This is a genomic window from Rhodococcus sp. IEGM 1351 (assembly GCF_030056875.1).
Taxonomy (GTDB): Bacteria; Actinomycetota; Actinomycetes; order Mycobacteriales; family Mycobacteriaceae; genus Rhodococcus_F; species Rhodococcus_F opacus.
In genome coordinates this window covers 299,928-314,101 of sequence record NZ_JASHKU010000007.1, presented here as the reverse complement: position 1 = coordinate 314,101, position 14,174 = coordinate 299,928, and the positions used below count along the sequence as shown (strand labels likewise).

Sequence of the window (14,174 nt, the reverse complement as noted above, 5' to 3'; positions counted from 1 at the left end):
AGCGAGTGACGTCAACGATACGTGCAGGAGGGGGATGGCGCTCCGCACAACGACAATTGGTCGGCCGCCCAATACGCGGAGGGGTCGGCGAAACGACGGATGCCCGCCACCGGAGGTGACGGGCATCCAGACGCAACTCTTTACTTACCGAGTTTCCTGCGCTGCACTCGGGTGCGGCGAAGCAGCTTGCGGTGCTTCTTCTTCGACATGCGCTTGCGTCGCTTCTTGATCACTGAACCCATAGCGGGTGTCCCTCACGTTCTTCTCTAGCGTTCCTGCGCACGCCGGTCACGTACGCCTGCGCCGCTCTGGCGCCTGGGCCTCGTTTTAACTAGCTCAGCGCCTTACGACACCAGCTGGCTGGTACGACAGTCGCTAATCGTACCGGTGCGGGTCCTCTCCCTGAAAACTAGGTCGCACCGCTACCGGCGAAACCGAGGTGACCCTCTTCGTGCCGATCGGTCAACCGGCGTCGAAGTACGAGGTTTCGAGGTAGTCGTGCACTGCTTTCGCATGCACTCTGAACGAGCGGCCCACACGGACGGCGGGCAGTTCGCCGCTGTGCACCAACCGATACACAGTCATCTTGGACACTCTCATCAGCGTCGCTACCTCGGCGACGGTGAGAAATTGCGTTCCGGCCAGTGCCGGTTGTCCGTCCGGGGCCGAGCCCTTGGACGGCTTTTTTGCAGACGTCATCAACCACTTACCTCCGGCACGTCTCGCGCCGCCGGCTTCCCCTCCGGCGGAACAGACACGCACGTGCTACTTCGAGCTTAGCGGGACGGATGGGGTTACTGCGACGGGTGTGGGCAATCGAATATTCATTCGGTTGACGTGCCGAGTTCGGCGGAACGAATTTTCGCGGCTTCGAGAGCGTCGAAAAAAGCTGTTCGGAGCCCGTTTCCTTCCAGCCGGCGGATCGCCGCCGCGGTGGTTCCGCCGGGCGAAGTCACGGCGGCACGAAGTTCGGTTGCGCTCTCCCCCGACCTGTCGAGCATGGCTGCGGAGCCGACCATGGTCTGCACGACCAGTTCGGATGCGGTCGCCCGGGTCAGTCCGAGCCCGACGCCCGCGTCGATCATGGCCTCGGCGACCAGGAAGAAATAGGCCGGACCGGAGCCGGAGACGGCGGTGACGGCATCGATCTGCGATTCGGGGACGACGACGACCTTGCCGACCGACGACAGGACGCCGCGCACCAGTTCGAGGTGCTCCTTCTTCACGTGCCTGCCGGGTGCGAGCACGCTGACGCCCTCACCGACCAGCATGGGCGTGTTGGGCATGACCCGGACCACCGGGAACCCGGCGGGCAGTCTCGTCTCGTAGAAGGCGGTGGGGATACCGGCGGCGAGCGACACGAGCAGCTGCTCGCGCTCGCCGTCGAGTTCCACCTTGGACACCTCGGTGAGCGCGGCCTCGACGTCGCCCGGCTTGACGGCCATCACGATGACGTCGGCGCCTTCGGCGGCGTCGGAGGGGGTGGTGACGCGCACCGAGTACGCCGCGGCCAGCTCGTCGGCGCGCGCCGGATGCTGCTCGGCCACCACCAGGTCCTTGACGGCGTGACCTGCCTGCAGAAGCCCCGAGATGAGGGCCTCGCCGATCTTGCCGCCTCCGATTACCGCAATTCTCGTCATGCCGAACAGCCTGCCACGACGCTCTACGGCGCCTTCCTAGCGGGGGATCATCGCCAATTGCCGGCTCTGCACGACGATCGCCCCGGTGGAGTCGAGGACGGTGTGGTCCTCCTCGAACCACGCGCCGCCGAGCACCGTGCTGCTGGCCATCACGCGCAGCCATCCCGGTGCCGGCTGCCTGCGCAGGTAGGTGGTCAGCTGCACCGTGGGCGCCCAGCCGAACATGCCGCGGTTCATCGTCACGGGGGCGCTGATGTCTCCGGTCATGATTGCGAACAGGGCCGCCGTGTCGGAATCGTCCTCGTCGCCCGCGCGCGGTCGCACCCACATGCGCACCTCGGGTTCGCCCTGGTTGCCGGTCAGGAAGTGCGCTGACGTCCCGTCGACCCGCATGTCGCAGCCCTGCGACACGTGGACGATCTGCCCCATCGGATGGGCGGCCGTGAGCACGACGGCATCGGCGGGCGGTTCCACCGGGAGCTGGGACAGGGCGTGGTCGCCGTTGTACTGCGGCTCCCCCACGTCGGGGACGCCGAGCGTGACCGACGCGTGCACGGCCACGCGGTCGCCCTGCATCAGCTCCACGTCGACGAACGACACCTGCTTGCCCTGCTTGCGCAGCGTCGTCGACAGGGTCACCTCGCCGGGATCGGGAGCGGACAGGTAGTTGGCACCGACCGCGAGGGGCTGCACCCGGGACAGCTCGGCGTCGCCGTTCTCGTCGAGCAGTCGCCTGCGGGCCGCGGCCGCGCAGAGCGACATCATCGAACCGCCGTGCACCTTGGGGCCGATCGTCCAGATCGGGTCGATCGACGCCTGATAGGTCCCGTCACCGGCAGCGGTGAGGACGTTGAGGTCGCGGAAGGGAGTTGAGCTCACTGCTGATCCTGTTCTTCGGGGTTGCGGAGACGCTTCTGCGCGACGTCCTGGTGTGCGAGGCGGCGCATCGCGGCGATCACCGGCTCGTAGATGGCCGTGCCGAGCACCGCGTAGCGGATCGCGTCCTCGGCCGGTTCGGTGGGCATGAGTCCGATGTCGATCTCGGCGATTCCGCGCACGTGCCGCCCGTAGGCCTCGAGCCGCTCCTCGGTCATCGGGATGCCTGCTTCTTCGAGCCCCTCGAGCGCGCGTTCGAGCTGGCCGACCGCGACGTACCGCGGGTCGTACACCTGCCCGAGCCTGTCGAGGACGGCGCGTGCCCGCGGGAACTCGTCCGTGTCGTCGGCGGAGGCGTCGAGGTAGGGCGGGAGTTGCGCGATGGCCTCGCCGAGCACCTCGAACAGCGAGCCGTGGGGATGGTCGACGAGCCGGAGGATCTCCCGGATGCGCGGAATCGGGAGTCCGGCTCCGGCCAGCGCCTTGACGAGGCCCAGCCGCTCGACGTGCTTCTCGCCGTACCGGGCCTGGGTGGCGCTCGTCGCCTCGCCCGGCATCAGCAGACCTTCGCGCAGGTAGTACTTCACCGTCGCGAGCGGAACGCCGGTACGGGCGACCAACTCGGAAACGCGCACGGCCCCTCCTTCGGCTCGTCGACTCTCGACCTCGGATACCCCAGCACTAGATACTAAAACTATCCAATATGGCGACGAGCTTACCGCAGCAGGGACGCGGCAGATATCTCAGGTGTCGTCGTGATCGCCACCGGAGTGGCTGCGCGACGACCCCGAGGCGGCGCGACCCGGTTCGAGGTGCTCCCGGGCGAACGCCAGCGCCTGCGCGAGCATCGAGGACCGTTCCCGCTGCGTCCGGGCGTTCTGCGTGTTGATCTCGATCACCGCCTGCCCGTCGAATCCGGTGTCGACGAGATGACGGCACAACTGCGCGCACGGCTGGGCGCCGTGGCCGGGGATCAGGTGCTCGTCCATCGACGCGCCCCGACCGTCGGCGAGGTGAAGATGCGCGAGGCCCTCCCCCATACGCTCCGCCAGCTTCATCGCGTCCATTCCGGCCGTGGCCGTGTGGGACAGATCCAGGGTGTAGTGGGCGTGTCCCGAATCGGTGGGGTCGTAGGACGGGCTGAACGCCGACAGCGCCGCACCCGGTCCGCCCCGCTTCCGGAGCCGCTGCGCGGACCTCTCCTTGCTGCCGAAGAAACCGTCCGCCCGCATCGGGAACATGTTCTCCACCGCGACGACCACATCGCTGCGCTGTTCCAGTTCGGCCACCTGATCGGCGAATCCCTCGGCGTACCGGCGCTGCCAGCGGAACGGGGGGTGCACCACGACACTCGTCGCCCCGAGCGACTCGGCGGTGCGGACGGAACGCTCCAGCTTCGCGACCGGGTCGGCACCCCACACCCGCTGCGAGATGAGCAGGCACGGCGCGTGGATCGCCTGGACCGGAATCGCGTACCTGCGCACCAGCCCGGCAACGGCCCCGATGTCCTGGCTGACCGATTCGGCCCACACCATCAGTTCGACGCCGTCGTATCCCAGATCGGCCGCATACCGGAACGCAGCCTCCGTGTTCTCCGGGTACACCGAGGCCGTCGACAGGCCCACCAGTACCTTCCGCCCGCGCGGTGACGGTCGAACCTGCCCGTGCCCACTGTCCCCGACCATGAGCAACTCAGCCCGACGCAAGCATGAAGGCTAACGGCCCCAGAGTGACGATCATCCCGACCACGACGGCGATCACGAAGCTGGTGATGTCGTCGGTGCGACGCAGGATGCGGACCATCGCGACCAGTCCCACGATGACGAGCAGCGCCAGAATCAGCGCGACCCACGGAAAGACGTCCCACAGCTTCTCGAAACCCTTGAAGAGCAGGGCCCCGGCGATCACGGCTACGACGCCCTGACCGATGAGGACGGCCCACTCGCGGGTGGAGTTCTCGCCTGCCTCGTCCTGCTTGCCCGCCTTCTCCGCTTTCGCGGCCTCGGCCTTCTCTGCCTTCGCCTCCTTGCGGGAACGGCGAGGGCTCTCGGGCTTCTGCGCGTCGCCCTCGCGCTTCTCGGTGTCCGCGTCGTCGGTGGCGGCCTCGATGAGGTCCGTCTCCTCGCCCGCGTTCGCCGCGTCCGAGTCCCGGGACTGCCGCATCAGGTCACCGGCCAGAGTCGAGCCGGACAGCAGCGCGGGTTCCGGCTTCGCCTTGGCGGGAGGCTCGGGCTTCGGCGTCTCGACGAACTTCGACGCGCCGTTCGTCGGCGCTGCGGGACCGGCCTTCGTTGCGGTTCCGGTTTTCACCGGCGCCTCCGTTTTCGCCGGCACCTCGGGCTTGGCAGGCGCGGCGGGCTTGGCAGGCGCTGCGGACTTCGCCGCCGGTTCGGCCTTGGCCGGGGTGTCGGGCTTCGGCGCCGGCTTCACGCGGGGAGCGGCGACGGTCGGCGCAGGCTCCGGCTTCTTCACGACCGGGGCGGCCACGGTGGGCGCCGGTGCGGACGCGGCGGCCTCGGGCGCCGGCCGTTCCTTCTGGACGGAGCGGCTGACCCAGGTTCCCTGGTGATCACGCGACGTCCCACCCGACACCACTCCGCGGCCACGACCGGCGGGGCGACTGGCGATGGGCTCGTCGTCATCGTCTTCGTCGTCGACGGGAGCCTTGAATGCTGCGGTGCGCCCGTCGGCACGCACGGACGGCGCCGCCGGTGCGGTGGTGCGCGGCGGCTCGGGCGCGGCAGATTCCGGTTCGGGTTCGGGTTCGAGTGCCCGCGAATCGGACGGATCCCGAACCACCGGAATTTCACCGGTCAGCTCGGCAACGGAGATTCCCCCCTTGACGCCGCGACGACGCCGCCCGCCCCGGGACTCCACCTGCTGTCCGTTGCGTTTGAGCAGCTCTGAAACAGAGATCTGCTGACTGTCCTCGGTCATCGAGCACCCACCATCAATTCACCGCCCATTTCCGTATCGAGCTTGCGGAGGATCAAACCCTCACGCAGAGCCCAGGGGCAGATTTCCAGTTCTTCCACGCCCAGTGCTCTCATGCTGGCCTCCGCAACGAGTGCTCCGGCCACGATCTGCTGCGACCTGTCGGAGCTCACCCCTTCCAATTCTGCACGGTCCGAGGCCGTCATCCGCGAAATGAAAGCTATGAGTTGCCTGAGACCGCTGGCGGTGAGGGTGCGCTTGACCCGCGGGCCCGCGCCGGAGGGCGCCGCGCCCGTCAGCCGGGCCAGCGAGCGGAACGTCTTGGACGTGCCGACGGCCCGATCCCACTGCCCCGCCGCGCGCAGTTCCTTGGACGGGACGGTCAGTTCGGCGTCCAGCCAATCCCTCAGCACGGCCACCCGACGCTTGCCCGGCGGGTCGGCTTCGAGCCAGTCCCGGGTGAGCCGTCCCGCGCCGAGTTGCAGCGACAGCGCGACGTCCGGGTCCTCGTCACCACCCGCCGTCAGCTCGAGGGATCCGCCTCCGATGTCGAGGTTCAGGATGCGGCCCGCGCTCCACCCGAACCAGCGGCGCACGGCGAGGAACGTCAGCCGGGCCTCGTCGACACCCGACAGAACCTCGAGTGCCACCCCGGTCTCGGTGTGCACTCGCTCGAGCACGGCGTCCGAATTGTTGGCGTCGCGCACGGCGGAGGTGGCAAACGCCATGAGCTCACCGCACCCCGACGTCTTCGCGATGCTGGCGAAGTCTGACACCGTCGACACCAGGCGATCCGCACCCTGGGGGGTGATGTCACCCCGGTCGTCGGTGTTCTCGGCCAACCGCAGAGTCGACTTGGTCGAACTCATCGGTGTGGGGTGGCCGCCCCTGTGGGCGTCCACTACGAGAAGATGGACGGTGTTGCTTCCGACGTCGAGTACCCCTAGTCGCACATTGACACGGTACTGGGTCTACCGTCGGGCTTTGTGACAGCACGTAAAGCAGGGCGTTCACACAAGATGACGCCCAGCCCGGAAGTACCCCTCGACTTCGCTCGTGAATGGGTCGAGTTTCCCGATCCCGACAACGCCGAGCACATCATCGCCGCGGACATGACGTGGCTGCTCTCGCACTGGACCTGCGTGTTCGGCACCCCCGCCTGCCAGGGCATCATCGGCGACCGGCCCGACGACGGTTGCTGTTCCCACGGCGCGTTCCTCTCCGACGAGGAGGACCTGGAGAAGCTGAACCGGTCAGTGAAGATGCTCACACCCGCGGACTGGCAGTTCATGGAGAAGGGTCTCGGCAAGAAGGGTTACGTCGAGGAGGACGACCTCGAGGACGAGCCCGCGCTGCGCACCCGCCGGTATCAGGGCGCCTGCATCTTCCTGAACCGCCCCGGCTTCGAGGGCGGCGTCGGTTGCGCGCTCCACTCGATGGCACTCAAGCGCGGAATCGAACCACTCGAGGTCAAGCCCGACGTGTGCTGGCAGCTCCCGATCCGCCGCACTCAGGAGTGGGTCGAACGCCCGGACGGCGAGCAGATCCTCAAGACCACCATCAGCGAGTACGACCGGCGCGGCTGGGGCGAGGGCGGCTCGGACCTGGACTGGTACTGCTCGGGCTCCCCCGACGCCCACGTGGGCGCCAAGGCCGTCTGGCAGTCGTACGCACCCGAGCTGACGGAACTGCTCGGCAAGGCCGCGTACTCGGAGCTGGCGAAGATGTGCAAACGCAGGGCCGGCCTCGGCCTCGTCGCTGTCCATCCCGCCACCGCCGCGGCGCAGAAGAAGGCTGCCGAGTAACGCATCAGACCCACCGGTCGATTTACCCGTCACGGCCCCATTCCGGGCACAGCCATGACAGGAGAGATCATGTTCGCTCGAATTCTGACCGGTGCCCTGTTGACCGCCGCCGCGACGCTCGCCCTCGCGCCGACCGCGTCCGCCCAGCCGACCCCGGACTGGAACACCTTCTACGACAAGACGGCCAACTTCGTCGCACCGTTCGATCCGGGTGCCTTCGGCGACAAGGGTGACCGGGCAATTGTGCTGAGCCCGTACGGCACCGGCCGGGTCATCGAGTGCAAGGGCGACGGACACTACGTCGCGGTCTACTGCAGGCAGTTCGACGACCAGGGTCGCGAGCACGCCATCACGCAGATCATCTCGGCGCCGTTTCGCGGCGTCTACGTGTACAACCCGTTCTGACACACGCCCACGAATTCGTCAGCCGCACAGGCAATTTCCTGCGCGGCTGACGAATTCGTGTGCAACTGTGGCGGATCGGCGTCCGCTCACGCCTCCAGTTTGTAGCCCAGGCCGCGGACGGTGACGAGATGCTCCGGCTTGGCCGGGTCGGTCTCGATCTTCGAGCGCAGACGCTTGACGTGCACGTCGAGGGTCTTGGTGTCGCCGACATAGTCCGCGCCCCACACCCGGTCGATCAGCTGCCCGCGGGTGAGCACCCGGCCCGAGTTCCGCAGCAGGTACTCGAGGAGGTCGAACTCCTTGAGCGGCAGCGTGACGGCCTCGCCGTTCACCTGGACCACGTGACGTTCGACGTCCATCCGGACCGGTCCCGCCTCGAGGACGGCCGAGTCCTGCGCGACGTCGAGTTCGCTGTCGACGCCGCGGCGCAGCACCGCGCGGATGCGGGCGATCAGTTCCCGCGCCGAGTACGGCTTGGTCACGTAGTCGTCGGCGCCGAGTTCGAGGCCCACCACCTTGTCGATCTCGCTGTCCCGTGCCGTCACCATGATGACGGGGACACCGGACCGGCTGCGGAGCTGCTTGCAGACGTCCGTGCCGCTCATGCCGGGCAGCATGAGGTCGAGGAGGACGATGTCGGCACCGGCCCGGTCGAACTCGGCGAGCGCGGACGGTCCGTCGCCCACGATCGTCGTCTCGAATCCTTCCTTGCGTAACAGGAATGCCAATGGGTCGGCCAGTGACTCCTCGTCTTCCACGATCAGCACACTTGTCATCGCTTGGCCTCCATACCGGTTTCTCTCTTCCCGACGTTTCCGCCCTCGGCGTCCACTGTCTCGATGTGTGCAGGAATCTGCAGGGTAAACGTCGAACCTGTTCCGGGCTTGCTCCACAGGTCGATCGATCCGTTGTGGTTGGCGGCCACGTGTTTGACGATCGCGAGGCCGAGCCCCGTTCCGCCGGTCGCGCGGGCCCGCGCCTTGTCGACGCGGAAGAACCGTTCGAACACCCGCTCCTGGTCTGCCTTGGCGATGCCTTCGCCGCGGTCGGTCACCGAGATCGCCACGTTGTCGCCGCGGATCGACCGGCTCACCGAGACGGGGGTGCCCTTCGGCGAATAGGCGATGGCGTTCTGGACCAGGTTGGACAGCGCGGTGACGAGCAGGGCGCGGTCGCCGAGCACTTCGTAGCCGCTGTTGTGGTCCGTGGTGACGGCGATCCCGGCGGCTTCCGCGGAGATCTTGCAACGCTGCAGCGCCTCGTCCACCACCTCGTCGACCGAGACGGCCTCGAGGTCGGGCAGTTTCTCGGCGCCCTGCAGCCGCGACAGCGCGATCAGTTCGGTGACCATCTTGCCGAGCCGCACTGATTCACTGAGCACGCGTTCGCCGAAGTGCCGGACCGAATCGGGATCGTCGGCCGATTCGAGGAGTGCCTCCGCCAGCAGACCCATCGCGCCGACCGGGGTCTTGAGCTCGTGGCTGACGTTGGCGACGAAGTCGCGGCGGGTCGCCTCCATCCGCACCTGCTCGGAGTCGTCGTCGGCGAACAGGACCACGAAGTTGTGGTCTTGCTTGCTGAGCAGACGTGCGGTGCCGCGCACCGCGATCCGATCGCGTCCGCGCTGCGGGTTCTTGGTACTCAGGTCGACCTCGACGGGTTCGCCGGTTTCGAGGACCCGGAGCGCCGCCACCCACGCCCGGTCGTCGACGAGCCGGTTCCGCACCAGGCCCAGCTCCTCCGCGCGGGGGTTGAACAGGACGACGTCGTGGAACTGGTCGACCACGGCGATGCCGCTCTCGGATGCCAGCACGATCAGGTCGAGCACCTGCGACATCGTGAGCCCGGACTGCTCTTCCATGCGCTGCGCCTGCCGGGTGGACAGCATGGGGATCAGCACGCCACCGACGAGGTAACCGACGAAGCCGCCCACGATGGCAAGCAAGACGGCCTGAACAACACTCACGCCTGAATCGTACGTTCGTGCGGCGGGCCGGTTACGCCGGGACCGGGCATTTCCGCGCACGTCACACGCGGCGACCGGAGTCTTCGTCCGCAGTTAACCTGCCGTTGGCCGGACGTCCCGCGAACGCGACGTCCGGCCGGTCGCACGGGTTACTTCCCGCCCTGGTTCGCGACCGCGGCGGCGCCCGCGGCGGCGGCCTCGGGGTCGAGGTACGTGCCCCCGGGGTTGAGCGGCTTCAGGTTCTCGTCCAGGTCGTAGCGCAGCGGGATGCCCGTCGGGATGTTCAGGCCCGCGATGTCCTCGTCGGAGATTCCGTCGAGGTGCTTGACGAGGGCGCGCAGCGAGTTGCCGTGCGCGGTGATCAGCACGGTCTTGCCCGCCTTCAGGTCGGCGGAGATGGTGTCTTCCCAGTACGGGATCAGGCGGACGACGACGTCCTTCAGGCACTCCGTCAGCGGGACCTCATCGAGGTTCGCGTAGCGGGGATCGGTGTCCTGGCTGTACTCGCTGCCTGCCTCGATCGGCGGCGGCGGGGTGTCGTAGCTGCGGCGCCACAGCATGAACTGCTCGTCGCCGTACTTGTCCTTGACCTGCGCCTTGTTGCGTCCCTGCAGGGCACCGTAGTGGCGCTCGTTGAGACGCCAGTCGCGGGTGACGGGAATCCAGTGCCGGTCGGCGGTGTCGAGCGCGATGTTGGCGGTGCTGATCGCGCGGCGCAGCAGCGACGTGTACAGCACGTCGGGGAGCAGGTTGTGCTCGAGCAGCAATTCGCCGGCACGCTTGCCCTCGGCGATGCCCTTATCGGTCAGGTGGACGTCCACCCAGCCGGTGAACAAGTTGAGCGCATTCCATTCGCTCTCGCCGTGGCGGAGCAGCACAAGGGTTCCGGTACTCATGCCGTTCATCCTGGCATGCCTCCCGGAACCCTCGCGCCGTGAACCCCTGCCGTCAGCTCCGGCCGGCCTCGCTTGCCCGGAGATCCTTGCGGAGGATCTTGCCCGCGGCGGACTTCGGCACCAGGTCGATGAACTCGACCTTGCGGACCTTTTTGTGCGGCGACACCCGCTCGGCGACGAACGCGATGACTGCAGCCTCGTCCAGGTCGGCGCCCTGCTGGCGGACGACGAACGCCTTCGGCACCTCCTCGCCCTCGTCGTCGAGAACCCCGATGACGGCGGCGTCGGCGATCTGCGGGTGCGTCAACAGCAACGCCTCCAGTTCGGCGGGCGGCACCTGGTAACCCTTGTACTTGATGAGCTCCTTCATCCGGTCCACGATCGTCACCACCCCCTCGGAGTCGACGGTCGCGATGTCGCCGGTGTGCAGGTACCCGTCCGCATCCAGGGTCTCCGCGGTGGCCTCGTCGTTGCCGAGGTACCCGGCCATGATGTTCGGGCCCTTGCACCACAACTCACCCGGCTCACTGACACCCTCCGCCGGGTAGGCGACCTCCTCCCCGGTGGCCGGGTCGACCAGCTTGCACTCCATGTTCGCGATCGACGGACCCACCGAGTCCAGGGCGATGTCGTCACGGTCGAACGGGATCGCGTGCGAGACCGGGCTCATCTCCGACATCCCGTAGCCCTGCCGCACCCGGCACCCGAGCCGGTTCGCGACGGCCTTGCCCAGCTCCTGATCCAGCGGGGCGGCGCCGGAGAAGATCGAATGCACGCTCGACAGGTCGTAATCGTCGACCAGCGGATGCTTGGCCAACGCCACCGCGACCGGCGGGGCGATGAACACATACGTGCACTTCTGCCCGGACACGATCTTCAGGAATTCGACCAGGTCGAACTTCGGCATCGTCACCAAGCTCGCCCGGTTGTACAGGGCCGCGTTCAGCAACACCGTCATCCCGTAGATGTGGAAGAACGGCAGCACCGCGAGCAGTTTGTCGTCGGCACCGATGCCCATCCGCGGGTTGATCTGACACACATTCGCCACCAGGTTGCGGTGCGTGAGCATCACCCCCTTGGGCCGGCCGGTGGTCCCGGACGAGTACGGCAGCACCGCCAGCTGGGTCGCCGGATCGAACGACACCTCCGGGGCGGGGGCGCCGTCGGCCAGCAGATCTTTCAGCGACGGGTGCCCGTCGGCGCCGTCGAGGACGATCACGTTCTCTACCGGGATCCCGACGCGGGCCGCGGCATCCTTGGCCTGCGGCAGCAGTGGGGAGACGGTGAACAGAAACTTCGCCTTCGAGTCGGTGAGCTGCTTGGCGATGTCCTCCGCGGTGTAGAGGGCGTTGATGGTGGTCGCGACGCCACCGGCCCGCAGGATCCCGTGGAACACCGACGCGAACGCGGGAACGTTCGGCGAATGCAGACCCACCACCTCGCCGACGGCGAGACCGCGCGCGGCCAACGCCCCCGCGACCCCGTTGATCTGGGCGATGAGCGACTGGTAGGTGGTGACCGCGCCGGAGGCACCGTCGATCAGCGCGGGCCGGTCCCCATCGGCCGGGTCGACCTGACCGAAAAGGAAATCGTAGACACTGAGGTTCGGAATCTCGACGTCCGGAAACGGGCTCTTGAAGCTCACTGGGGCCTCTCCCTCGAAGTGTTGCAGCAGCAGTTGTCGGTACAAGTTTCTGTGAACATCAGACACATGTACCTAACCTGTGACAACAGTCACAAGCTCGCCGCAACTCTACCCGTGCGTATTTCCGGTCCGCGGGCGGTCGACAGCACTCAGGGCTGCGAGTCCTCGATGAGATGTTCGAACGGTTTCAGGTTCGCCAGCGACTCCCCGCGTGAGACGCGCCACTCCCACTCGCGCTTGATGGAACCGGCAAAACCGAGTTCGAGGAGAGTGTTGAAGTCGCCGTCGGCCGCCTCGAGCACCTGCCCGAGAATCCGGTCCAGTTCGTCCGCGGTCACCGCGTGCTCGGCGATCTGGCCGACCAGGTAGATGTCGCCGATCTTGTCGATCGTGTACGCCACCGAGTACAGCCGGCGATTGCGCCGCAGCAGGTACTTGTAGACCCCTTCGAAGTTCTCGTCGGGCTTGCGGCAGACGAACGCTTCGACGCGCAGACCGTGCTTGCCGACGGTCAGGAGCGTGGTGGTCTTGAGCTTGCGCTCGCCGGGCAACTCGACGATGAAGTGCGTCGAGTCCTTCCTCGTGAAGTCCATCTCACGTTCGGTCAGGGCGGACTCGATCACGTCGGCCAGGTCGCTCATGCGCGCACTCCCCCGGCCCTGCGCAGCTTCCACAGTCCGCGTCCGCGACGCGGTGAGAATTCGCTGGGGCCGTGTCCGTAGTTGTAGTTGACGGTCGCCATCCGATAACTCTCGAGGAGTCCGTCGGCGGTGTGTTCCCAGGAGAAATTCTCCGCGTGACGTGGCGCCTCGGCGGCCAGCGCGGCGAGCCTGCCGGGCTCGGAGACCAGCGACCGCAACGCCGTCGCCCAGTCCTCGGTGCGGTGCCCGTCCACGAGAAGCCCGGTCTCGCCGTTCCGGACGGCGACGCCGAGACCGCCCACGTTCGCGGCGATCACCGGCGTGCCACAGGCCTGCGCCTCGATGGCCACCAGCCCGAACGACTCCGAATAACTCGGCACCGCAACGATATCCGAAGCCCGGTACACGTCGACGAGCCGATCGGGCGCCTGCGGCGGGAGGAACGTCACCCGCGCGGCGATGCCGAGCGAGGACGCGAGTTCGATCAACGCGTCCGGCCGGGCCAGCCCGGAACCGGACGGACCGCCGACCACGAGCACCCGCAGTGTCGATTCGGGATCTCGGGCGATCAGTTCGGCGGCGGCACGGAGCAGGACGTCGGGCGCCTTGAGCGGCTGGATGCGTCCGACGAACGTCACGACGGTCTCGCGCGGGTCGAGCCCCAGCTTCGCCCGGGCGGCGGCCCGGTCGCCCGGCCGGTACCGCGTCAGATCTGCGCCGGGCGCCACCACGTCGATCCGGTTCGGGTCGGCGCCGTAATGGCGGACCAGCTGATCGGATTCCTCGGTGGTGTTGGCCACGAGCCGGTCGGACTCGGCCACCACCTGCTGCTCGCCGATCTGGCGGGCGGCCGGTTCGGGAGTGTCACCGTCGGCCAGCGACAGATTCTTGACCGCGGCGAGCGTGTGCGCGGTGTGCACGAGCGGCACACCCCAACGGTCGCGGGCGAGCCAGCCGACCTGCCCCGACAACCAGTAGTGCGAGTGCACCAGGTTGTAGTAGCCCGGTTCGTGGCGGGCCTCCTCGCGGAGCACCCCGGCGACGAACGCGCAGAGCTGGGTGGGCAGATCCTGCTTGTCCAGCCCCTCGAACGGGCCCGCTACGACGTTCCGGACGAGGACCCCCGGCGCCGCTTCCTGGACCGGTGCGTCGGCGGACGACGTGGCCCGGGTGAAGATCTCCACCTCGACGCCGCGACGCGCCATTTGGATGGCGGACTGCAGCACGTAGACGTTCATTCCGCCCGCATCGCCGGTACCGGGCTGCGCCAGTGGTGAGGTGTGGACCGAGAGGACGGCCACCCTGCGGGGGCGCGAGTTGTGCATGGGCGTCACCACTCCATAGTGCTCCCTCACCGATCGGCCCC

At 67.7% G+C, this 14,174-nt stretch carries 16 protein-coding genes; 2 read left to right on the top strand and 14 right to left on the bottom strand.

Annotated elements, in window-relative coordinates; genetic code table 11:
• Positions 1 to 140: 140 nt before the first annotated feature.
• The 8 genes from QM806_RS15190 to QM806_RS15155 all read right to left on the bottom strand — a co-directional run bounded on the left by QM806_RS15190 (position 141) and on the right by QM806_RS15155 (position 6,403).
• Positions 141 to 242 carry a 30S ribosomal protein bS22 gene (locus QM806_RS15190; protein ID WP_003402602.1) on the bottom strand — a complete coding sequence of 34 codons (102 nt, stop codon included), beginning with the start codon at positions 240 to 242 and terminating at the stop codon, positions 141 to 143.
• A 220-nt stretch (positions 243 to 462) separates the two neighbouring features.
• Positions 463 to 699, bottom strand: a complete 237-nt coding sequence (locus tag QM806_RS15185; RefSeq protein ID WP_005258384.1) for a helix-turn-helix domain-containing protein — start codon at positions 697 to 699, stop codon at positions 463 to 465.
• 125 nt (positions 700 to 824) lie between these two features.
• A complete protein-coding gene (gene proC / locus QM806_RS15180; protein WP_005251971.1) occupies positions 825 to 1,640 on the bottom strand; it encodes a pyrroline-5-carboxylate reductase in 816 nt (271 codons plus the stop codon).
• Between the two features lie 36 nt (positions 1,641 to 1,676).
• The gene (locus QM806_RS15175) at positions 1,677 to 2,519 is read right to left on the bottom strand and encodes a thioesterase family protein (protein ID WP_169692669.1); all 843 of its coding nucleotides are present in this window, start codon (positions 2,517 to 2,519) and stop codon (positions 1,677 to 1,679) included.
• Positions 2,516 to 3,151, bottom strand: coding sequence for a MerR family transcriptional regulator (locus QM806_RS15170; RefSeq protein ID WP_005560379.1), 636 nt, complete (start codon positions 3,149 to 3,151; stop codon positions 2,516 to 2,518). Before QM806_RS15170 ends, QM806_RS15175 begins: the two co-directional genes overlap by 4 nt.
• A 108-nt stretch (positions 3,152 to 3,259) precedes the next feature.
• On the bottom strand, positions 3,260 to 4,201 hold the full coding sequence (locus QM806_RS15165) for a sugar phosphate isomerase/epimerase family protein (protein WP_051055313.1): 942 nt from the start codon (positions 4,199 to 4,201) through the stop codon (positions 3,260 to 3,262).
• Positions 4,202 to 4,208: 7 nt separating this feature from the next.
• Positions 4,209 to 5,453, bottom strand: coding sequence for an Rv0497 family membrane protein (locus QM806_RS15160; RefSeq protein ID WP_133985002.1), 1,245 nt, complete (start codon positions 5,451 to 5,453; stop codon positions 4,209 to 4,211).
• Positions 5,450 to 6,403: a Ppx/GppA family phosphatase gene (locus QM806_RS15155; protein WP_037204265.1), complete on the bottom strand. Its 954-nt coding sequence runs from the start codon at positions 6,401 to 6,403 to the stop codon at positions 5,450 to 5,452. Before QM806_RS15155 ends, QM806_RS15160 begins: the two co-directional genes overlap by 4 nt.
• A 66-nt stretch (positions 6,404 to 6,469) precedes the next feature.
• Here QM806_RS15155 and QM806_RS15150 point away from each other — a divergent pair, with 66 nt between their 5' ends.
• Together QM806_RS15150 and QM806_RS15145 are read left to right on the top strand one after the other, a co-directional pair.
• Entirely contained in the window at positions 6,470 to 7,255 is a 786-nt protein-coding gene (locus QM806_RS15150; RefSeq protein WP_007300738.1) for a DUF3109 family protein, read from the top strand.
• A gap of 69 nt (positions 7,256 to 7,324) precedes the next feature.
• Positions 7,325 to 7,660, top strand: coding sequence for a hypothetical protein (locus QM806_RS15145; RefSeq protein WP_005258391.1), 336 nt, complete (start codon positions 7,325 to 7,327; stop codon positions 7,658 to 7,660).
• Between the two features lie 86 nt (positions 7,661 to 7,746).
• Here QM806_RS15145 and QM806_RS15140 read toward each other — a convergent pair whose 3' ends face one another.
• From QM806_RS15140 to mshA, 6 genes are all read right to left on the bottom strand, one after another.
• Complete coding sequence (locus QM806_RS15140) at positions 7,747 to 8,436, bottom strand: winged helix-turn-helix domain-containing protein (protein WP_005251956.1); 690 nt, start codon at positions 8,434 to 8,436, stop codon at positions 7,747 to 7,749.
• Positions 8,433 to 9,626: a sensor histidine kinase gene (locus tag QM806_RS15135; protein ID WP_005560371.1), complete on the bottom strand. Its 1,194-nt coding sequence runs from the start codon at positions 9,624 to 9,626 to the stop codon at positions 8,433 to 8,435. The genes QM806_RS15140 and QM806_RS15135 overlap by 4 nt, the downstream gene beginning before the upstream one ends.
• 149 nt (positions 9,627 to 9,775) lie before the next feature.
• Positions 9,776 to 10,531 (bottom strand): phosphoglyceromutase, encoded by a 756-nt coding sequence (locus tag QM806_RS15130; RefSeq protein WP_169692668.1) that lies wholly within the window; start codon positions 10,529 to 10,531, stop codon positions 9,776 to 9,778.
• Between the two features lie 43 nt (positions 10,532 to 10,574).
• Positions 10,575 to 12,167 carry an AMP-binding protein gene (locus tag QM806_RS15125; RefSeq protein ID WP_064079823.1) on the bottom strand — a complete coding sequence of 531 codons (1,593 nt, stop codon included), beginning with the start codon at positions 12,165 to 12,167 and terminating at the stop codon, positions 10,575 to 10,577.
• Between the two features lie 149 nt (positions 12,168 to 12,316).
• Positions 12,317 to 12,808, bottom strand: coding sequence for a type III secretion system chaperone family protein (locus QM806_RS15120; protein ID WP_005258397.1), 492 nt, complete (start codon positions 12,806 to 12,808; stop codon positions 12,317 to 12,319).
• A complete protein-coding gene (gene mshA / locus QM806_RS15115) occupies positions 12,805 to 14,163 on the bottom strand; it encodes a D-inositol-3-phosphate glycosyltransferase (RefSeq protein WP_169692667.1) in 1,359 nt (452 codons plus the stop codon). The genes QM806_RS15120 and mshA overlap by 4 nt, the downstream gene beginning before the upstream one ends.
• Positions 14,164 to 14,174 lie beyond the last annotated feature (11 nt).